Below are 20,367 nucleotides of genomic sequence, written 5' to 3' on the forward strand. Positions count from 1 at the left end.
TTTTTGCAAAGGAGGGGGGTTGCGTATGAAGATTGTCGTCGCCGACGATCACCCGTTGTTTCGGAGCGGTGTTCGAAATTTGTTGAAAACTACGGACGATTTGGAAGTCGTGGGAGAAGCCTCTTCCGGAGATGAAGCCTTGGAGCTGGCGGGTGCTCTGCATCCGGATGTAATGTTGATGGATATCCGCATGCCCGGATTAAACGGGATCGAGGCGACCCGGCTCATTAAAGAACGGTTCCCGCGAATCGAAGTGCTGATTCTGACGATGTTCCAGGACGATCAATCCGTATTTACGGCCATGCGGGCCGGGGCCAAAGGCTACGTGCTGAAGGATGCCGACGAGACCGAGCTGCTTCAGTCCATTCGGATGGTAGGAAGCGGCGGCGCGGTGTTCAGCTCGGATATCGCAGCGCGGATGATGCACTATTTCGCGGCTCCCAAGTCTTACGGCAAGACGGACAATCCGGCTTTGGCCGAGCTGTCCAAGCGGGAGATGGAAATCCTGGAACGCATCGCCGAAGGCGAGACGAACGCCCAAATCGCATCCCGTCTCTTTATCAGCGCCAAAACCGTAGCCAACCATATATCCAACATCTTGAATAAGCTGCAAGTTGCGGATCGGAATGAAGCCAGGCGTCTGTTAAAGGAGTCACGGGAAAATTGACCGCGGCACGAGCGTTATTTCTGAGCCTGTTGTTTGCGGTTGGTTGCGCTCTTATGGCGCGTAAATTGGAATTGGTTGACAGAACGCCAAGCTCTCTAATAATATACTTGTAGCTTGCATATTTTGTAACGGCTTACATAAACCGCGATGTTCCCGGCACTTGAAATAACTGTGAAATAAATCATTGTTAAAGCGGCTTTACTTCATTACTATAGAGCCATAAATACCAAATTATTGCAGGGGGTTGTTTTGATGAGAAAGGTTTTAAGCTTATTTGTGCTGCTCTTGTTGATTATTGTACCGCTTCTGAGTGCATGCGGCGCAGCGACGACCAGCAACAATTCGGGAAACGAAGCAGGCGGCGAAACGGCCGGCGAGCCGGCGAAAGGCAAGTACAAGGTCGGTATTCTAGCGCCTGCCGTTACCCACGGTTGGGTCGCCGCGGTGGCCTATCATGCGGAAAACCGCGCGAAAGAATTGTCTAATGAAATCGAGTACCAAATTCAAACGAGCAGCAACGCCGAAGAAATGACTTCGCAGCTGGATGATCTAATGACTTGGGGCGCGCAGGCGATCGTCGCATTCCCGCAGTGGGAAGGTATGGAGGTGCCGATCAAGAGAGTGCTCGATGCCGGAATCAAGGTCGTAAACTTCGATATCGTCATCAACGCGGAAGGCGTTTATCGCGTTGCCGGAGATAACGAGGATATGGGCGTTCAAGGCGCCAATTACATCGTAGACAAGATTGGCAAGGAAGGAACGGTTGCGATTCTGGAAGTTCCTTCGGCGGGTTCCGTCTCTGAATTGCGAAAGAAGGGCTTTGTGGAGACGATCGAAAAAATCGCGCCGAATATGAATCTTCTGACATACGCTACCAAATTCACGCGGGAAGACGGCTTGAAGGATTTCGCCGATATTCTTACGAAAAATGCCAAAATCGACGCCGTATACTCTATGGACGACGAAACGTCCATCGGCGTGCTGCAAGCGATCCGCGAAGCGGGCAGAACGGACATTAAGGTGGTCACCGGCGGCGGCGGCATGCAGGAATATTTCAAACTGATGCCGGAAAACGAAGATATTTGGATCCAGTCCGCGCTTTACAGCCCGGCCATGGTTAAAGACGCCGTAGATATGGCGGTTCAAATTTTGAAAGGCGAGAGCGTTGAAACGGAAAAAATTATTCCGACAACGATTGTAGACCGAGACAATTACAAGGACTTTCTTGACGAAGGTTCGCCATATTAAGCTGCAGCACCCTTATATAACCGAATAGCATAAGAGAAAGAGAGGTTATAGCATGTCTATAGCCTCTCTTTTAATCAAAGGCGCGGAAGTGATGATATGATCATAGAGATGAAGGATATACGAAAGTCTTTTGGAAGCAACGAAGTGCTTAAAGGCGTATCGCTGACGCTGAAAGGCGGCGAAATCTACGCGCTGCTCGGCGAAAACGGCGCAGGCAAATCAACGTTAATGAACATACTGGGCGGAGTGCACCGGATGGATTCCGGAACGATCGCCGTAGACGGGAAGCTCGTAGAGTTTAGCACTCCCGCGCAATCGCAGGCAACCGGCATCGCATTCATCCATCAGGAATTGAATGTAATCAACGATTTGCCGATTTATGAAAATATGTTTCTGGGCAGAGAATTGAAAACGAAAAGCGGAAGCCTGGACCTGAAAAGAATGCATCGGGAAACGGAAGAGATGTTTCGGCGAATGAACGTACGGCTGGACCCCAATACGATGGTTCGCGACCTTGATGCTTCCTATAAACAAATCGTGGAAATTTGCCGGGCGATGATGACGAACGCATCGGTCCTCATTATGGATGAGCCGACCACCTCGTTGACGGATCCGGAAATCGAACGCGTATTTGCGATGATGCGAACGTTGAAAGAGCAGCACGTCGGCATTATTTTTATTTCCCACAAATTGAATGAGGTCATGCAGGTTTGCGATCGTTACCTTGTGCTGCGGGACGGACACCTGGTGGCCGACGGCAACGTCGGCGACGTAACGACGAACGACCTCGCCCGCTTTATGGTAGGTCATGATGTGAGAACGGAACCGCTGCGGAGGCCGAAAAAACCGGGAACCGAGATGCTGCGCACAGAAGGGCTTACATCCGGCCATTCTTTCAGAGATATCGGCTTTTCCGTCAAGGCCGGCGAAATCGTCGGTTTTACCGGACTTTTGGGCGACGGTCGAAGCGAGCTGTTTCAAGCGATATTCGGAGCGGAAACCGTTACGTCTGGGAAAATGTATTTGAATGGCAAAGAAGTGAAAATCAACAGCACGACCCAAGCCATTCGCGAAGGCATCGCGTACCTTCCGCGCAACCGGAAAGAAAATGCAATCATTAAGGACATGAACATTATAGAAAATGCATCGATCGTTACGTGGCCCAAATTTTCTAGAAAAGGGATTATCAACACAAAAAAGCACGAGGAAATTTTTGAAGAGCAGCGCCGAAAATTAAATATTAAGATGGGGAAGCTGACGGACAGCATTACGAGTCTTTCGGGCGGTAATCAGCAAAAGGTTGTCTTAGGCAAGTGGCTCGCGGCAAATCCGAAAATGCTGATCTTGGACAATCCGACCCAAGGCGTGGATGTAGGCGCTAAGGAAGATATTTACGATATCATCTTGAAGCTTGCGGATGAAAACATTGCAGTCATCGTGCTTTCCAGCGAAGCGCAGGAAATCATACGCGTATGCGACCGGGCTTATGTGATGTATCATGGGGCTATTCAAGGGGAAGTTTCCGGAGAGACGATGAATGAGCACCGCATCATGAGTCTAGCCACGGGCGGGCAGCTGACTTAAGCGAGAGAGAGGGAATCCAATGACGAAACCGGCTACGGAATTTGCCGACGTAAAAAACAATCGAAATGTATTGGAATGGTTTCAGTATAAATGGTCGAACGAACCGCTGTTTAGCATCGCCATCGCCTTAATCATTATGATCCTATTGCAAACATTGGTATTGGGCTTTGATTACGATTCTTTCGGCGCTTGGCTGCAAGCCTGGACGAACAACTGGATCAACATTTTGCGGAACAATGCGGGGACCGGCATTGTCGCCTTAGGTATGACCTTTGTAATCATGACAGGGGGCATCGATTTAGCCGTCGGCTCCACTTTGGTGGTCGCGGGCGCTTTTGCCATGATGCTGCTCGATACGGGCTCCAAAGGGTTGTTAGGCATGATGGGGATGACCGGGTTTCCGGCCTTTGTCGTTGCCGTTCTTTTAGTGCTGCTGGCCGGTTATTTGTTAGGATCGCTAATCGGCGTCACCGTTACAAAGGGCAAAGTCCCGCCTTTCATTGCGACATTGGGTGCGATGATGATTTTCAGAAGCGTAACGCAGCACTTTATGCAAGGATACAATCCGACCGTGCCGATGGATTTTTTACAGATTGCAAGCTTCCGAATCGGAAATTATATGATCATGCCGATCCTGTATTGGGCGGTCATTGCATACATTCTTTACTATGTGTCCAAGCGGACCGCCTTCGGAAGGCAGATCATCGCTGTAGGGTCGAATGAAAGAGCCGCGAGGCTTTCCGGCGTCAATGTGGAGAAGGTGAAGCTGCGCGTCTACTCCTTGATGGGAATGCTCGTTTCGATCGCGGCGATCATTCAAGTTTCCCGGATCGGTTCGATGGATTTTTCCAATGCCGGACGAGGCATCGAGATGGACGCCATTGCCGCAGCCGTGGTAGGCGGAACCAGCATGAGCGGCGGAAGAGGGTTCATCCTGGGAACCGTTTACGGTATGCTGATTATCGCCGTGATGAACAATTTATTGAATCTTTTCGGAGTGCCGCCGTTCTTAAGGGAAGCATTCAAGGGCGTTATCGTGATCGGCGCGGTGCTTTTGCAAAGAAAGGAAAAGGCGGCATAATTCGTCTGCATATCAAAAACCCGCTTCGTGAGGAGAGCGGGTTTTTTGTTGCAGCTATTATTGTTTAAGCAGATGCAAGCAAAATTCCAAATCGGCCTGCAAATGTTCCTTCATCAGGCGTTCCGCCTGATCGCCGTCATGCGCGCGGATGGCTTCGTATATTTCTTGGTGCTCATCGAGCAGAAACGGGCGCCGATAAATAACGACGGTTTTCCGGAACAAATAAATGATAGATTGCATCCGGTCGATAATATCGATCATTTGCGGATTTTTGCTGGATTGCACGATCAGATTGTGGAACTGTTCGTTCGCCTTCATCGTTTCATCATCAGGACCCCGGCGGGCTAGGGTAATGCACTCCTGGAGCTTTTCCAACGTGGCCCCATCCATGAAAGATGCCGCGCAGCGAGCCGAGAAGCCTTCCAATAAGATGCGAACCTGAAAAATGTTGCTCAGATCGCTGGCCGTCGGATTGACGACTCTTTTTTGCTTGATTAGCCCTTCCTGCTCCAGCTTCCGAATCGATTCGCGAATCGGCGTCCGGCTGACGCCCAACTCTTCCGCCAACCGTTCCTCCACCAGCTTCGTCCCCCGGGGATACTCTCCGTTCAATATTTTATCCCTAATAAACTCATAAGAGGTCAAATAGGCCCGTTGAAACGGTTGCTTGCTCATGCGGATTTCCTTTCTTTATTCACATTTCTCAAAAGAGTAATTCGTTATTTCTTTACTCATACTAAAGTATAAAGCGGCGAAAGGACAAAGGAAAGTTTTAAAACTTTCATATTTGTATTCAATTTTAAAATTTTTGTATACAAAATGTGTATCATTGTGTACAATAACGTTGGAAAACATCATGAAAGCGCTTCATAAGGAGGAAATGCAATGAACGTAGGGTTTATCGGAATCGGCATCATGGGAAAACCGATGTCCCGTAATTTATTAAAAAGAGGCTTCGCATTGACGGTCGCCGACGTGAATGAAGCGGCGGTCCGCGAGCTCGTTCAGGAAGGCGCCAAGGGCGCCGCGTCTCCGATGGAGGCAGCCCGCGAAAGCGATATCATCATCACGATGCTGCCTAACAACGACATTGTAAGAAATGTGATTCTCGGAGAGAACGGCATCGTCTACGGTGCCAAGCCGGGTACGATTGTCGTAGATATGAGCTCGGTATCGCCGATCGTCTCGAGAGAAATCGCCGCCGCATTGAAAGAGCGCGGTTTGCATCTGCTGGATGCGCCGGTCAGCGGGGGAGAACCGAAAGCGGTCGACGGAACGCTGGCGATTATGGTAGGCGGGGAAGAGGAGGTCTTTAAGAAAGCGGAACCGGTTTTGGCCGCGATGGGCCAGGATATTACGCTCGTCGGCGGCAGCGGGTGCGGTTCCATTGCGAAGCTTGCGAACCAGATCATCGTTAACGTCAATATCGCGGCAATGTCCGAAGCGTTCGTCCTAGCCGCGAAAGCAGGGATCGATGTTGAAAAGATGTATCAAGCGATTCGCGGAGGATTGGCCGGGAGCACCGTTCTGGATGCGAAAGCGCCTATGGTTTTGGAGCGGAATTTTCAGCCGGGCGGCCGGATCGACATTAATTTGAAGGATTTGACTAACGTGATGGAAACGGCGGAGAAGGAGAACGTGCCGCTGCCGTTAACAAGCCACGTCATGAACGTCTTCCGCACCTTGAAAGAGGAAGGCAAGCAAGCCCTGGATCACAGCGGAATCGTTCAATACTATGAAAGCTTGGCGGGCATCACGGTTGAGAAGCGCAAGTAAGCGCATATTAAATAAACGATAAAAGGAGCATACAGCAGCTATGGTTACAGGTCCGATGTTGATCGTTATTTTTCTATTGGCTTTAGCGGCGTTGTTTTTCCTCATTCTGAAAATCAAGCTTGAGCCTTTCTTATCTTTGATCTTCGTGGCTTTCGCCACGGCTTTGGTCATCGGCATGCCGCTTAAGGACGTCCCCGGAGTCGTGACAACCGGCTTCGGCAATACGTTGGCAGGGGTCGGCATTCTCATCGGTCTGGGCGTCATCTTCGGCCAATTCCTCGCTGCGTCTGGCGCGGTGGAGAAAATCGCGCAAGCGGTGCTGAAGGCGTTCGGCCGCAAAGGCTCCCCTGCAGGGCTCGGATTGACGGGTACGATCGTCTCGATTCCGGTATTTTTCGATGCGGCGTTCGTGATTTTGAGCGGTCTGGTCAAGAGTTTGGCTACCAAGACGGGAATCGCTGTAATGACCTTCGTTACGGCACTCGGAGTAGGCTTGATCGTTTCGCACAACATGGTTGCGCCGACGCCGGGTCCGCTCGTTGTCGCCGAAAACACCGGGTCCGATTTAGGCTTGTTTATTTTGTACGGCATTCTTTGCTCCATCCCGGCCACCTTAGTAGGCGGCTATTTGTACGGTACGTACATCGGCAAGCGGTTAAAGCATTCGGGCGAAATTCATGTGGAAGAGGCATCCGCAGAACAAGCGAAGCCGCGCAAAGAAATTGGCACCGGACTGTCGTTCGCGATGCTTTGCCTGCCGATCGTGCTCATCTTGTTAAACACGATTACAAAACTGGCGTTTCCCGATACGGCGATTTCGTCCGTATTCGGATTTATCGGCGATAAAAATATTGCATTATTGATCAGCACCATCGTCGCTATTATTGCGCTTCGGCCATATATTTCGGAGAAATATTCCAACCTGTACGCGGAAGCGATCAATTCGGCAGGCATCATTATTTTGATTACCGGCGCGGGCGGAGCCTTCGGCGCGGTCATCAACAAGAGCGGCATCGGGGATTATTTGATCGGCACGATGCAGAACCTAAGCATTCCGATTCTGTTGTTGGCGTTCATTTTCTCGCAGATTTTGAGAGCGTCTCTCGGCTCTGCGACGGTGGCGCTTGTAACCACCTCGAGCATTCTGGGGCCGATGATCGGCGAGTTGGGCGTATCCCCGATTTTGCTCGGTCTTGCGATCTGCGCCGGCGGCATCGGATTGTCGCTTCCGAACGACTCGGGCTTCTGGGTAGTCAGCAGATTCGGCAAGCTTACAGTCACACAAACCTTGAAGGCTTGGACCTTAGGCGGCTTCATCGCCGGATTGACAGCGCTCGCAACGGTATTTGTCTTAAGCTTGTTCAGCGGAATTTTGCCGGGAATCTAAACGTGTAAAGGAAGGCGGTAGCAGTGCAAATCGGAAAGAGAGCGGCAAGAGAAATATTTGATAACCTTACTGATGTCGACAGCAGCCTCGTACATGAAACATTAGAGAAAGAGCTGCAGGAGTTTAACAGAAAAATTGTCGTTCTGGATGACGATCCGACGGGCGTTCAGACGGTGCACGGCGTCTCGGTGTACACCGATTGGTCGATGAACAGCATTGAACAAGGGTTTCGCGAGAAGCAGCCGATGTTCTTTATACTGACGAATTCCCGGGGGATGATTGCGAGCGAAAGTGAAGCGGCGCATCGGGAAATCGCGGAGAACGTGGCGGCCGTATCGAAGAAGCTGAACCAGCCGTTCGTGATCGTCAGCCGGGGCGACTCCACGCTTCGGGGCCATTATCCCCTGGAGACGGAGACGTTGAAGGAGACGATCGAAGCGCGGTCGGATTTGAAGTTCGACGGCGAGGTGATCATCCCGTTCTTCAAAGAAGGCGGACGCTTTACCGTCGACAACATCCACTACGTTCAGTATGGGGACGAGCTGGTTCCTGCAGGGGAAACGGAATTTGCAAAGGATCGGACCTTCGGATATTCGAAATCTCATCTGGGTGAGTGGGTGGAGGAAAAATCGGGCGGCCGGTACAAGGCGGAGAATGCAACCTATATTTCGCTTGAAGATATTCGGGCATTTCACGTCGACCGGATAACCGATCAGCTGCTTCAAGTGAGCGGCTTCAACAAAGTGATCGTCAACGCCGTCGATTATGCGGACGTGGAAATTTTTACGATCGCGCTCATTCGGGCGATGAAGGCCGGCAAAGCTTTCGCGTTCCGCAGCGCTGCGGCGTTCACGAAGGTCGTCGGCGGCATCGGCGACAAGCCGCTGCTTACGAGAGAGGAACTGATTCGGGAAGACGGCAATCACGGGGGCTTGATTGTTGTCGGCTCTCACGTCAAGAAAACGACGGAGCAGCTGGAACAACTGAAACAATGCTCATTTATCGAGTTTATCCGGCTCGACAGCCACCTGGTCGCAGAGCGGGACAAGTTTCAGGTTGAGGTCGATCGGGTCATTTCCGAGGTAGAGAAGTTCATCGCCTCCGGGAAAACCGTAACGGTCTATACGAGACGGGAAAGACTCGACCTCGGAGAAGGCAAACAAGAGGAAGAGCTGAAGCTTTCCGTGAAAATTTCGGATGCGGTGACGAGCATCGTACAGCGGCTGCGGGTTCGCCCTAGCTATATTGTGGCGAAAGGCGGCATTACGTCGAGCGATATCGGAACGAAAGGCCTTCAAGTGAAGAGAGCGACCGTAGCCGGCCAAATCAAGCCGGGCATCCCGGTATGGATCACAGGCGAGGAAAGCAAGTTTCCGGGCATCGCTTACGTTATTTTCCCCGGGAATGTCGGCGCGAAGACGACGCTGAGGGAAACCGTTGAGCTGCTGGAAAACAAATAATCGTCATTGGGGCGTATGCGACTGTTGTTTCGGTCGTATGCGCCTATCTTCATTTTTAGCGTCTTTGTCATCATTGCTATTACCTCAAAGCTGTGTTATGGTTAATGAATCGTATATGAGACGTCAAGTCGCATATTGGAAAGGGTTGCGATGCTGTTGCCTTTTCAATAGGCGACTTTTTTTCTGGCTGCTTTGGTTTTATGAAACACAATTGAAGGGGAGGACCTGTTCATGTATTATTCACGAAAAAGATCGTTAGAAGATTTTCCGACGGAAATGACCGCCATCTGGTCATGTACGAAAGAAGGCTGCAACGGTTGGATGAGGAACAAATATTCATTTGAAGAGGTTCCTACTTGCCCGCAATGCAAATCTCCGATGATTAGCGGCATGAAAAAACTTCCCGTTCTGTTGGACTCGAGCTACGACTCAAAAGCGGTACAAAAAAACAACGAAAAACAAGGCGTTTCTACAGAATAGACACCTCTGCCATATAAACCCGGCCGGTATGACGGCTGGGTTTTGTATTGTACGGATTTACTCTCATTTTACTCTCAATATGCGGCGAAACGGTTTACACGTACAAATCCCTATCGATATATTGGTGACAGATGCGAGGGACTTTCTTCGGAAACATTATGCTCGCCCTCCATTTTTATCATTACTGTATGTATTGGGGGAATTGTAATGAGCTTTATGGACAAAATGAAATCCGGGTTTTCCGAGGCGAGCAATAAGGCGAAAGTGATGGTGGAAGTAAACAAGCTAAGAATGCAAAACAGCGGTAAAAAGGCCGAGATTGAGCGATATTACCAGGAAATCGGCCGCGTTGTATTTTTTACCTCGGTAAACCGAACCTCGGAAATCGCGAGCAAGGACGTTCAGCCATATATCGATGCGATCCTGAATCTTGAGCGGGAAATCGCAGAAAACAAAAAGCAAATCAAGCTCCTCTCCAACGAAAAAGACTGCGTCTGCGGCAAATCGGCACCGGCAAGCGCGATGTTCTGTCCGTCCTGCGGAGCAACGTTCGCGGACGAGGACTGATAACGAGAATGAAAAAGTTGATGCCAATGATCCGAAGGCTGCCGGCAAAGCCTTACGCAAAAATCGCACTAATCGTTCTGTTTGTCGGCGTTATGGCGGGCGGAACTATCGCATTGTTCAATCACAATCGGCAGCAGCCAGCTCTTGCAACGAACCGGGAAAACATCGGCCAAGATTCCGCCGGCAGGCTCTCCGGCAACACCGCTCAAACGGACGAACTGCCCAAACCGCAAAGAAAAGCCTACCCGATCGGCGAATGGAGCATCGCGATTCCGTATATTAATCCGTTCGGTTCCCAAACCACTTATAAATCCGTCGATTACCAATTCAATGTGTCTACAAATTTTACTTACGTCAATAAAGACAACATCGAGACGGCCCGAACGACCGGCGGCGAAGCATGGCAGCTGCACGTCGATTGGCAAGAAGAGACGGTTCATCCGTACGACGACCTTGCGTTATATATGTCCGAGCTCGGCGGCGAAACGTACCTGGCCGGCCAAGACGAGAGGGTCGTTCACGTCAAGGACCAAGAAGGCAATGATTGGTGGGGCTATACCGCTAGGAACGGCAAAGGCTACATTTTGACGGTCTACAAGGAATTCAGGCTGCAGCACGGAAAAACGGTAACGTTCAAGACGAGCGACTTCAAAGAACGATCGATATATTTCATGACAAACAACGAGGGCCACAAGTATCAGAGCATTCAAGCGACACTGGCCGAAGGCGAAGTGCAGCTGGTCGGGCAGAACGCCTTTACTCAAGGTCATTACAAACGGTATATCAACTACACCCGAACGATGTATGCGTACAAATCGAAAAACTATGCGCTGAACGACATTCCGATGGATACAACCGTGCCGATCCTGTGGCGGATTACTTGGAATACCCGGAGCGACCCGAAGGAGATCACGTTCTCGCTCGACGAGGGGGATCCCATCGCTCCGGTCCGGGACGGAGAGCGTCTAGGGGCCCTGAAAGTAAAAGGCGGCACACTGGGGCGCATTAAGGTCGAGATGGATCCAAACGTAAGATTGGACCATCCGGAGTTGAATTTGAAAGCAGACATGACGCCTGAGGGCGATACGTTGTTCTGGCTGCCCTCCGGATACTGGAACGTCAAATTTATGCCCGAGGACGGCAAGTCGGAAGCGAGCGATCTTACAACGAGGTTAGTTCCCGTCAGCGCCGGGGAAATGACGGAGCTCGAGATCAAGCCCCTCGTGAACAGCTCCTATATCAAGAGAGCGGTTGGGGATTCCGGCGGCTCGGAAACACAGTTGGAGCTGCTGAATGCCGCCGAGCAAGGGGAGCAGGCGAAGCTTTCCTTCATGCTGCTCGATTCGCGGAATCCGAAGTTTACCCCAACCATATCCAATACGGAGATTACGGAAGGGGGACAGCCTGCAAAAATATTGAAGATCGAACGGCTGCAGACGCCGCCAAGCGTCGTGTTGGCGCTCGACTCCTCAGGCTCCATGGGCAAATCCATGGGGAGCGCGCTCGCGTCGGCACGCGCCTTTATTCAAGGGCTGCCGGATCACACCAGCATCCGGCTCATCGATTTCGATACGGAGCCGAAATTAATCGAAGGAACGAGCAAATCGGATGTTCTGAAAAACATGGGCGGGATCAAGGCGAACGGGGCAACCGCTCTTTACGATTCCATCGTTCAAGGACTTGAGCTTCTTAAAGATGCGCAGCGGCCTACCTTAGTGGTGTTCAGCGATGGGGCGGACAGCAACGCGAACGATACGGGGCCGGGCAGCAAAGCCGGCAAGCAGCAAGTGATGAAGGCCGTTAAGGATTCGGGAATTCCGGTATATACGATCGGCTTCGGTGCGGGCCACGACAGCACGACCTTGACGGACCTCGCCGGCATGTCGGAAGGGACGTATTATTCGGCCGACGATGAGCAGGCGCTGAACCATGTGTTCTCCGCCATCAATAACCGGCTCGGCAATCGTTTCGAGGTTACTTACGAACGGCCGAAGGAGCAGGCGCCGTCGGACGTTCCGGTCATCTCTCTGACGATGGACGTCAGCGGCTCGATGGATGTAGACCCGTCCACCGGTCATGGCGATTTCCGATTGGACAAAGTGAAGCGGTTATTTCACGAATTCATTAAACAGATCCCGGATAACAGCTTAGTCCAGCTGACGAGCTTCTCCGACAAGATCAATGTCGATCAAGTGATGACGAATCGGAAGCCGGAGCTGCTTCAGGCTTTGGGCTCTTTGAAGGCTGCCGGCGGAACGAATATTCTCAGGTCTGCGGAACTGACGTTTCAGTCGATGGAGAAGATCCCTTCGGATAAGAGGGTGATCGTCTATCTGACCGATGCCGCGCTGGATGTGAGGGAAGAGAATAAGGAGTACTTCGCTGAATTATTAAACGGCATTAGGGACGAAGGCATTCTGGTTTTATGGGTAGGCCTCGGCACCGAAGACAGCGAAGCCGCTTTTCAGTGGGCTGCCGAGCAGTCCGGCGGCAAATATGTCATTTCGGAGGATCCTGAGGTGCTCGCGAAAGCGTTCCGGGATGTGTTGGATACGGTTCGGCAGAAGCCCGCCGAGAGGGTGGCGCTGTCGCTCGCCATAAAGAATGACGCCGGGGGAGAGGACGTTAGGGAATACTCGATTAACGAACTGGTCGATTTTCCCGCGCTGAAAAATTCGGGCGACAAGGTTGCGCTGCAAACCTTAAGCTACGAGACAGGAACGAAAATCGCCCAATATGAATCGGAGACGGCAGCGCTTCTATACGGCAGCGACATTCCAAGTCAGGACGTTCAAATTTACAGCAGACTTCCGGTTCACGCCACAGGAAAGAACAAGGCGATGGAATGGTCGGCGAACGAGATCTTTTTCTTGAAGCGGCTGAAGGGGATCGAAGCTCCTTACGGCAAGAGCTATATGGCTGTGGATATGGAAATCAAAAATATTCACGCCGACGGCGCGTCGTACCTGATTCCGGATTTCGCGGCCCATTTCTTCGTCACCATGAACAATGCAGGCTCGTATCCTGCGTCGACGGCGACCTGGCTGGCCGAGACGCCTTTATCTCCGCCGGGAGAGAACAGCATATTCACGAAGCCTGACGAGACAAGAGGAGGCGTTCTGGTTTTCCTGGTGCCGGATGAGGATACGAAACAAGTTTCCGTCAACTTCTACGATACCGTTAACGGGCATATTACGCTTCCGCTCGTCGGGACGCCGAAGCGGGAGGACGTTCCGCTGGCTTCTCTGCCGACAACGGCGACCGGCAAGCTGTCCGATACGTTCAGTATGACGCTGAAGGCGAGCAGCGATTTGGCGCAAATCGAGAAGGTAGAATTCAAGCCAAAAACGAGCGTCTTTAAAGTGGTAGAGGCGGAATTGAATTCCAAGGTTCAAGCTCATCTGGAGGTTAATCCGCAGGAACGGTTTTATTTGCGGATAAAGACGGGAGCCGGTCCCTTTATGGTGCCGGTCAATACAACGACTGCGCTGCTTCCTTACGGGTTTTTGCGTCCGGTTACGATGGGGCCGGGCTCCTCCAATAAAGTCAGATTCGCATTCCAGATACCGAATGTGCTCAAGGATTCGCCGATGGAGCTGTACGCCGATCTTTTCGGCGGGGGGATGGTTCTTCCGGTGAAAGAAGGAGAAGCAAGTGCCGGAGGAGGCGGAGACGGCTTCGTCTACGAAGGCGACGGCATGACGCTGACCGTGAATGCGCTGGCCAAGGTGCAGTCGCTCGAAAGCAGAAGCGGCAGCTTTGTAATTGCGGACGTGACAATCGCCGATACGAAGGACGGAACGGGCGTATCCGGGTTTGCGCACTCCTTTACGCTGGTTCCGGACGGGGACGTATCTCCCGAGGAGGGCCCGAAGGAGCTGGGGCCCGATCCTGCGACCGAAGATTTGCTGCTCGGGATCGACAATGATTGGGCCGTATTCGACGGCACTTCCCGGAGGGGATTGCTCGTATTTGCTATCCCGACTAAGCTGGCGGATCGGACTTGGACGCTGCAATCGTCCCAATTCGGCACCTTGAAGCTGCCTGTCTCTAGTGAAGCCTATAAGGAAAAGGGGCTGCTCGTGAACGAGGTATCTCCGCAGGTTGATGACGACTTCAACACCGAGCTGGCCGTTGCGCTCAGTAAAGCGATCAGCCGCCACAAAGCCGTTACGGAGGTAAGTGCGCTTGCCGATGCCGTACAGAAGGTGAAGCTCGATGCCGGGAACGGGGAATATGCACCGGCTCCTATGCCGACGATCCAAGGCTTGCTGCAGCTGGACTCGGTCAAGACGACGGATCAATTCCATTCCACGATGAACGGATTAGGGTGGCTGCCCTCGTCGGATCCTTATTGGCGATACCGAAACTCGCCCGAAGCCGTACTGACTCAGGGCTGGGGAACGGAGGGGGATTTGGCTTACTTGGCGGGAGGGCTCCTGGCGAAGCTCGGATACAGTCCTTCGCTGCGCATGGTGAACGTCACGGATCGAGGCAGAGAGTCATTACGGGAAATGGTCGGATTGGATAAAGCCGAAGTGAAGCAGCTGCCCGCTTGGGCATACACCGACGAGGAAGGGAACGCCAAGCTGTTCGTTGTGCCGTTCATGAAAGATTTGTCGGAGCTTAGCGGACTCGTTTATTTCCCTGCAGGGCAGGAAGGCCGAGCGATGACCCCGGTCGAAAGCCGGATCAGCGTTTATTTCAAGGCGGTGCCGCTTGTTAATCGCAATGTGACCGAAGTAACCAGCGATATTACGGATGCTTTGGGCGGCGGCGGCGGCGGCGGCGAGCCCGCTCCGGAAAATATCCGCGTATTGGATACAAAGCTTACACTGGATCAGTTGGGTACGGCTGCGGTTGACGTCCGCGCTGCCGGAGCAGGCGGGTTATATACTGCCGTCCTGGAAAACCAAACGATACAAATCCCCGGCAATAGCAGCGTGGATTCCGGCAAGTACAAGATTGTCGGGATCCGAGTGGAGGTTCAGCTGCCCGGAAGCAAGGCCGTTCACGAAACCGCGCTGAACGAAGGGGAGGAGATCGCCGATGTGTTCCATACGCTCGCGATCAATCTTCCGGATCTGACTCCCGAAGCGACCGAGGCGCTGCAGAAGGCCGCAGACCGGGAGTATCGTTCGATCTCGAAGCCGAACGATCACTCCGCGCTTGTCTGGTACACGCGCAGCATCCTGTACCGGTTCATTGCGAATCAATCGTTGTATGAGAGTCAGCTTGCGGATGAGCTTGGCGTGACCGCCGGACGAACCGATAAAGAACGGGTTATTGCGGTTACGGTGCGCAAGAAAGACGCCTATTCCCCGCTGCGTACGAGCATCGATCTGGCTCAAACCGCCAATGAACTGCACCGGGGGGCGGAGGAGGCAACGCATGCCTTCCGGATTATGAGCGGGCTGTTCGCCTCCCGGCTGGAAGGGGCCGTTCTTCCGGGAGATAAGGCGGATATCGTGGATTTGTGGATGGAGAGCCCGGACAATACGAACGTGTTCTTAACCCTTCCGAGCAGCCGAAAGGACGACCTCAAATATATGGAGGAGCAAGGGATTCCGGCGTTCGTGACGGAGCGGGTGCGAGGGTCTTCCAAAGCAATTATTATCCCGACGAAACCGACAACGATGGGCGGGGAAGAGCGGTGGGCATGGCTGGAGATCGATCCTGCGACTTATGAGACGATAGCCGTCATGGACACGGGCGAACGAGGCGGTTTTGCGGAGTATCTCATGGCACTCGAGCCTCTGACGCCGATCGGCGAAGATTACCAGACGTTTATGGCGGGTTCCTTTATCGGAGTCAGCACGTCGGTCTGGAGCGTAAGTTCTTTCTCGCTGATGCTTAGCGATTACGATAAGATCATAGAGGCGGCGAAAAAGTTCACCTACGGACTGGGCATGGTATTGGACGGGATGATGAACGATAAAGATTTGTACGGTAAAGGAGAGGTCGAGTTAGGCGCTTTTAAACTAAAGCTGAAGGAAGCCAACTTCGACAACTGGGCTCAAATTTTCGAAGACGTGAAGACGGGCAAAACGGTCGGAGGCAATTTCATAACGTTCAAAGACGGCTTTAAAGCCGGTGCGGCTTATTACTTCAAACAAGCGGAGAAAGCGAAGCCGCCGAAAAAATCCGATTCGAAGGACAAAGCGAAATAGACAAACTGCGGCACGGGCCTCACCGGTTCGTGCCGTATTTCATTGTTCGGGCATTAATTTGTTGAAATAACATCTATAGTTCATTCGGTTATGAAAAGACAGCGAATAGACATGAAAGGGTTTACATATCCCTGCTTGAATACTGCTTATGCTTCATGCGGTTTATGCTTTTTTACTCTAATCTTTAAGGGGGAAAAGTATCGAATGGGGAAGAAGTGCAAGGTTTACGTATCCCTGCTTTTAACGGCGGCGTTGCTCATTCCGCAGGCCGGAGTCGCTCCAACCGCTCAAGCCGCCGCTGTCGGGGTTACGGTAGTCGCCAACGATTTTGACACGGGGACGGACGGTTGGTTTAAAAGAGGCTCCGAAACGGTAAACATATTATGAGGCTGCCGAACCGGCAGCCATATTTTTTGGCGGGCGGTCCGTGCGCAATCGTTGAGGTGGAACCCCTGCGGCGCTAACGGACGCCACGGACGTTATATCGCCGTTTTGCCCGCCTCCAAACAGCTAACGGACATCACAGACGCTAAACCCCGATTTTTGGCGTCAAGCCCTGCTTTTTCGAGGCAATAACTGCGGTGGTGTCCGTTACAACTGTAAACTCCGTTCAAAACGCCGAATAGCTGCATCCCTGTCCGTTAGAGAAGACCCGCCGACCGGCCATCCGAATTTGATAGGTACGATACCTGAGATGCCGGTGACACCCCCTCTACATTTACTGGATTAAGCCGATCGATTTCAGGAACTGTTCGGCAACCTCTTTCTCCGGGCGGTGCTTTACATCCACTTCATAGTTTAATTGCTGCATCTTCTCGTCGTCGATTTGGCCGGCCAATTGATTCAGCACGCCTTCCAGCTCCGGATGCCGATCCAATACCGCTTGCCGGACGATCGGGGCCGCTTCATAAGTAGGGAAGAACCGCTTGGAATCCTCAAGCACGACCAGATCGTATTTGATAAGATTCGCATCCGTAGAGAACACGTTGATCACTTGAACATTTCCTTTATCCAGCGCTTCGTATTTCAACCCGACATTGATCTCCGTTTTATTTTTGAAGGACAAGCCGTACGCTTTGGCGAACGCGTCATATCCGTCAGGGCGGTTGAAAAATTCCGGTTCCGCCCCAAAGATCAGATCGGGGGACACGGCGGCCAAATCCTCGATCGTCTTCAATCGATGTTTCTCGGCAAAAGCTCTCGGTACGGCGATGGCATAAGTGTTATTGAACCCAAGAGGCTTCAGCCAAGCGACGGAGAACTTCTCGGCATACTCCTCCTTGACCGTATTATAAGTAAATTGCGGGTCCGTGCTGGAAGGCCGCTTGAGTATATCGACCAAGCCCGTCCCTGTATACTCGGTGTACATGTCGATATCATTCGTTGTCAAAGCGTTCCATGGGATCATCGTCCCTCCGAGGTTCGCTTTATGCTCGACCGGCACACCCAGCTTCACCTCGATCAGCTTCGCCATCATTTCACCGATCAAAATGTTTTCCGTAAAGCTTTTGGAGCCGATATGGATCGTTTCGCTGCCTGTGCTTACTTTACTGCTGCTGCAACCGGATAAGAAACAAACGGAGCCTACTAGAAAAATGATTGTGAATTTGAGCATGGCTATACGGACCATCGTGTTCTCTCCCGTCCTATTCATTATTGTTTTTGATTTGTCCTGAAGCGGGATGCCGCTCCCCGGATTGCGATTTCGGACACGATAACGAGGCCGCAAACCGCCGCCGCTCCCATTAGGACGGAACCCGTGTTCATCGTCTGCAACCCCCGGTAAATCGTTCGCCCTAATCCGTCTGCACCGACGAAAACTCCGATCGCGGCGATGCCGATGGAGGTGACAAGCGCTATACGGACGCCTGTCAGTATGGCGGTGAATGCGAGGGGGAATTCGACCTTGGCGAATAGCTGCCAGCGCGTCATTCCCATCCCGCGGCCAATGTTGAGGTATACGGGATCGATCTGGCGGAACGCCAGCAGCGTATTTTGCAGAATCGGCAGAATGGCGTACAAAGCCAACGCTGCGACAAGCGTGGCGTTGCCCAAGCCGAATACGAGCAATAGCAAGGCAAGCATCGCAAGGTGGGGGATCGTCTGTATGACTTCCGTAACGGATAACAAAGCGGCGGCCGTCCTTCTGTAGCGATATGCCGCCAAACCGAGCAGTAAACCGATCGATCCGCCCAGTAGAGTGCCCAGCAAGGAAAGGAATAGATGGTAAAAGGCGGACAGCCACAGCTCGGCGTTCATCGGTTTAACGCCTCCCGTCTTTTGTAGCGCGGGGTTGTCCGCCGCTGCAGCAGCCCTAGCAGCCAGCCGATCATAATGGCCAATATTGCTGTCGGAAGAGCGCCGGCCAGGATGAGATCGGGATTATAGTTATCGATGCCGGAGAAGATCAGTTTGCCGAGTCCCCCCGCGCCGATCAAGGCCGCCACAGTCGCCCAGCTGACGGTATAGACGGCGGACAGCCGAACGCCTCCGACAATGGCGGGCAAAGCGAGAGGGAACCGCACCTTGACGTAGCGCTGCCGTTCCGTCATCCCCATTGCCTCAGCGTATTTCAGCAAAGCCGGGTCGATATGTTTCATTGCCGTATAGGTGTTGTTCAATATCGGAAACAAGGCGTACAGCCAAAGAACATAAAAGGCGGGCGCAAACCCGATTCCGATCAGGGGCAAAGCGAGCGCGAACAGCGCCAAGCTTGGAATCGTCTGGGTGACGGACGCAACGAGTATCACTTTATCCCCCCATCCGGGCTTTCGCGCCAGCAGCAATCCGAGCGGAATCGCTGCCGCGCAGCCGGCCAGCAGCGCGCTGAATGTGAGCAAAAGGTGCTCCCAAAGGGCGGCGGCGATCTGATCCGCATAAAGCTGCCATATCACTTGCGGAGTATTCATCGTTCCTCTCCCCAGAGCGAATGCGCCATCGTATCCAATACCGCTTGCCGGGTTACGACCCCGAGGAAATGGCGGGTTTCATCATCAACAAGGGGGAGAAAATTTTTCTCGGATCGGATGAAACATTCGTACGCCTGTTGTAACGTTTCAGTGACTGGAAGTGCTTCGGAATGGAAAGGCTCCGTTTCGAGCGAATGAGGCTGCTCGGCTGCCGCAATCAGCTGCTGTTCGAGAGAGATGAGTATGCAGCACGGCTCGTCGCCGAGCTGAAGCAGCTGCCGGCGGTCCGGCCATTGCCTCCGGACGGCAAATTCCGTTCGGGGAATCATGATGCGGCGAAGGCCAGGAAGCATCGGACGGCGCCTGCTTGCTTGTTCCCCCACGAATGACTCGACAAATTCGTTCGCGGGCTGCCGCCGGAGCCGCTCGGGCGTATCCAGCTGCACGAGTTCGCCTTCGTTGAAAATTCCGATCCGATCGCCGATATGAAACGCTTCGTCCATGTCGTGCGTTACAAACAGGATCGTCTTCCGGTATGACTTCTGAAGCTTCTTCAATTCGTTCTGCAACGACCTGCGGTCGATCGGATCGAGCGCTGCGAAAGGCTCGTCCATTAAAATAAGCGGAGGGTCGGCGGCTAACGCTCTGAGCACGCCGACTCTTTGCTGCTGTCCGCCCGAAAGCTGGAACGGCAGCTTGCCGGCGAACGTATCCGCATCCATGCCGACCATCTCCAGCAGCTCCCGGATTCGCGCTTTCACCCGGGTTTTGTCCCACCCGAGCAATCGGGGAACGAGCCCGATGTTATCGGATACGGTCATATGGGGGAACAGCCCGGTTTCTTGAATGGCATAGCCGATATTTCTGCGCAATCGGACGGGATCGAACGAACGGATATCTTTGCCGTCCAAGGCAATGCTGCCTTCCGTCGGCTCCGCCATTCGGTTGATCATTTGCAGAATCGTCGTTTTGCCGCAGCCGCTCGGGCCGATCAGGACAACCAATTCTCCTGCTGGGATTTCCATGCACAGGTTTCTT

Annotated in this window: 16 protein-coding genes; 11 read left to right on the forward strand and 5 right to left on the reverse strand. The window is 52.7% G+C overall.

Annotated elements, in window-relative coordinates; translation table 11 throughout:
* The first annotated feature begins 25 nt into the window (after positions 1-25).
* The 4 genes from PT964_RS02110 to PT964_RS02125 all read left to right on the forward strand — a co-directional run bounded on the left by PT964_RS02110 (position 26) and on the right by PT964_RS02125 (position 4,580).
* Positions 26-667, forward strand: a complete 642-nt coding sequence (locus tag PT964_RS02110; protein WP_274361666.1) for a response regulator transcription factor — start codon at positions 26-28, stop codon at positions 665-667.
* Positions 668-919: 252 nt separating this feature from the next.
* Complete coding sequence (locus tag PT964_RS02115; protein ID WP_274361667.1) at positions 920-1,915, forward strand: ABC transporter substrate-binding protein; 996 nt, start codon at positions 920-922, stop codon at positions 1,913-1,915.
* A 96-nt stretch (positions 1,916-2,011) separates the two neighbouring features.
* Positions 2,012-3,499, forward strand: a complete 1,488-nt coding sequence (locus tag PT964_RS02120) for a sugar ABC transporter ATP-binding protein (protein ID WP_274361668.1) — start codon at positions 2,012-2,014, stop codon at positions 3,497-3,499.
* Between the two features lie 19 nt (positions 3,500-3,518).
* Positions 3,519-4,580: an ABC transporter permease gene (locus PT964_RS02125; protein ID WP_274361669.1), complete on the forward strand. Its 1,062-nt coding sequence runs from the start codon at positions 3,519-3,521 to the stop codon at positions 4,578-4,580.
* Positions 4,581-4,637: 57 nt separating this feature from the next.
* Here the strand turns inward: PT964_RS02125 and PT964_RS02130 are convergent, their stop codons facing one another.
* Positions 4,638-5,255 carry a GntR family transcriptional regulator gene (locus PT964_RS02130; protein WP_274361670.1) on the reverse strand — a complete coding sequence of 206 codons (618 nt, stop codon included), beginning with the start codon at positions 5,253-5,255 and terminating at the stop codon, positions 4,638-4,640.
* Positions 5,256-5,465: 210 nt separating this feature from the next.
* Here PT964_RS02130 and garR point away from each other — a divergent pair, with 210 nt between their 5' ends.
* The 7 genes from garR to PT964_RS02165 all read left to right on the forward strand — a co-directional run bounded on the left by garR (position 5,466) and on the right by PT964_RS02165 (position 16,807).
* Positions 5,466-6,356, forward strand: a complete 891-nt coding sequence (gene garR, locus PT964_RS02135) for a 2-hydroxy-3-oxopropionate reductase (protein ID WP_274361671.1) — start codon at positions 5,466-5,468, stop codon at positions 6,354-6,356.
* Between the two features lie 40 nt (positions 6,357-6,396).
* Positions 6,397-7,743, forward strand: a complete 1,347-nt coding sequence (locus PT964_RS02140; RefSeq protein WP_274361672.1) for a GntP family permease — start codon at positions 6,397-6,399, stop codon at positions 7,741-7,743.
* A 23-nt stretch (positions 7,744-7,766) separates the two neighbouring features.
* Positions 7,767-9,203, forward strand: a complete 1,437-nt coding sequence (locus PT964_RS02145; protein WP_274361673.1) for a four-carbon acid sugar kinase family protein — start codon at positions 7,767-7,769, stop codon at positions 9,201-9,203.
* 231 nt (positions 9,204-9,434) lie between these two features.
* On the forward strand, positions 9,435-9,683 hold the full coding sequence (locus PT964_RS02150; RefSeq protein WP_274361674.1) for a cold-shock protein: 249 nt from the start codon (positions 9,435-9,437) through the stop codon (positions 9,681-9,683).
* Between the two features lie 207 nt (positions 9,684-9,890).
* Entirely contained in the window at positions 9,891-10,250 is a 360-nt protein-coding gene (locus PT964_RS02155) for a zinc ribbon domain-containing protein (RefSeq protein WP_274361675.1), read from the forward strand.
* 8 nt (positions 10,251-10,258) lie between these two features.
* The gene (locus PT964_RS02160; RefSeq protein ID WP_274361676.1) at positions 10,259-16,420 is read left to right on the forward strand and encodes a vWA domain-containing protein; all 6,162 of its coding nucleotides are present in this window, start codon (positions 10,259-10,261) and stop codon (positions 16,418-16,420) included.
* A gap of 204 nt (positions 16,421-16,624) precedes the next feature.
* On the forward strand, positions 16,625-16,807 hold the full coding sequence (locus PT964_RS02165; protein WP_274361677.1) for a hypothetical protein: 183 nt from the start codon (positions 16,625-16,627) through the stop codon (positions 16,805-16,807).
* Positions 16,808-17,138: 331 nt separating this feature from the next.
* Here the strand turns inward: PT964_RS02165 and PT964_RS02170 are convergent, their stop codons facing one another.
* The 4 genes from PT964_RS02170 to PT964_RS02185 are packed head-to-tail and all read right to left on the reverse strand — an operon-like array spanning position 17,139 to position 20,354.
* Positions 17,139-18,050 carry an ABC transporter substrate-binding protein gene (locus PT964_RS02170; RefSeq protein ID WP_274361678.1) on the reverse strand — a complete coding sequence of 304 codons (912 nt, stop codon included), beginning with the start codon at positions 18,048-18,050 and terminating at the stop codon, positions 17,139-17,141.
* A 23-nt stretch (positions 18,051-18,073) separates the two neighbouring features.
* On the reverse strand, positions 18,074-18,679 hold the full coding sequence (locus PT964_RS02175; protein WP_274361679.1) for an ABC transporter permease: 606 nt from the start codon (positions 18,677-18,679) through the stop codon (positions 18,074-18,076).
* On the reverse strand, positions 18,676-19,329 hold the full coding sequence (locus PT964_RS02180) for an ABC transporter permease (protein ID WP_274361680.1): 654 nt from the start codon (positions 19,327-19,329) through the stop codon (positions 18,676-18,678). The genes PT964_RS02175 and PT964_RS02180 overlap by 4 nt, the downstream gene beginning before the upstream one ends.
* A complete protein-coding gene (locus tag PT964_RS02185; protein WP_274361681.1) occupies positions 19,326-20,354 on the reverse strand; it encodes an ABC transporter ATP-binding protein in 1,029 nt (342 codons plus the stop codon). Before PT964_RS02185 ends, PT964_RS02180 begins: the two co-directional genes overlap by 4 nt.
* Positions 20,355-20,367: the final 13 nt, after the last annotated feature.

Origin of the sequence: Paenibacillus thermotolerans (assembly GCF_028745515.1) — a bacterium.
GTDB lineage: Bacteria > Bacillota > Bacilli > Paenibacillales > YIM-B00363 > Paenibacillus_AE > Paenibacillus_AE thermotolerans.

Bases quoted from the DNA above. Each gene is read 5' to 3' on its own strand.
- PT964_RS02175 (WP_274361679.1), bottom strand. From the start codon at position 18,679: ATGAACGCCGAGCTGTGGCTGTCCGCCTTTTACCATCTATTCCTTTCC.
- PT964_RS02130 (WP_274361670.1), bottom strand. From the start codon at position 5,255: ATGAGCAAGCAACCGTTTCAACGGGCCTATTTGACCTCTTATGAGTTT.
- PT964_RS02185 (WP_274361681.1), bottom strand. From the start codon at position 20,354: ATGGAAATCCCAGCAGGAGAATTGGTTGTCCTGATCGGCCCGAGCGGC.
- garR (WP_274361671.1), top strand. From the start codon at position 5,466: ATGAACGTAGGGTTTATCGGAATCGGCATCATGGGAAAACCGATGTCC.
- PT964_RS02160 (WP_274361676.1), top strand. From the start codon at position 10,259: ATGAAAAAGTTGATGCCAATGATCCGAAGGCTGCCGGCAAAGCCTTAC.
- PT964_RS02165 (WP_274361677.1), top strand. From the start codon at position 16,625: ATGGGGAAGAAGTGCAAGGTTTACGTATCCCTGCTTTTAACGGCGGCG.
- PT964_RS02115 (WP_274361667.1), top strand. From the start codon at position 920: ATGAGAAAGGTTTTAAGCTTATTTGTGCTGCTCTTGTTGATTATTGTA.
- PT964_RS02110 (WP_274361666.1), top strand. From the start codon at position 26: ATGAAGATTGTCGTCGCCGACGATCACCCGTTGTTTCGGAGCGGTGTT.
- PT964_RS02125 (WP_274361669.1), top strand. From the start codon at position 3,519: ATGACGAAACCGGCTACGGAATTTGCCGACGTAAAAAACAATCGAAAT.
- PT964_RS02180 (WP_274361680.1), bottom strand. From the start codon at position 19,329: ATGAATACTCCGCAAGTGATATGGCAGCTTTATGCGGATCAGATCGCC.
- PT964_RS02155 (WP_274361675.1), top strand. From the start codon at position 9,891: ATGAGCTTTATGGACAAAATGAAATCCGGGTTTTCCGAGGCGAGCAAT.
- PT964_RS02150 (WP_274361674.1), top strand. From the start codon at position 9,435: ATGTATTATTCACGAAAAAGATCGTTAGAAGATTTTCCGACGGAAATG.
- PT964_RS02170 (WP_274361678.1), bottom strand. From the start codon at position 18,050: ATGGTCCGTATAGCCATGCTCAAATTCACAATCATTTTTCTAGTAGGC.
- PT964_RS02140 (WP_274361672.1), top strand. From the start codon at position 6,397: ATGGTTACAGGTCCGATGTTGATCGTTATTTTTCTATTGGCTTTAGCG.
- PT964_RS02120 (WP_274361668.1), top strand. From the start codon at position 2,012: ATGATCATAGAGATGAAGGATATACGAAAGTCTTTTGGAAGCAACGAA.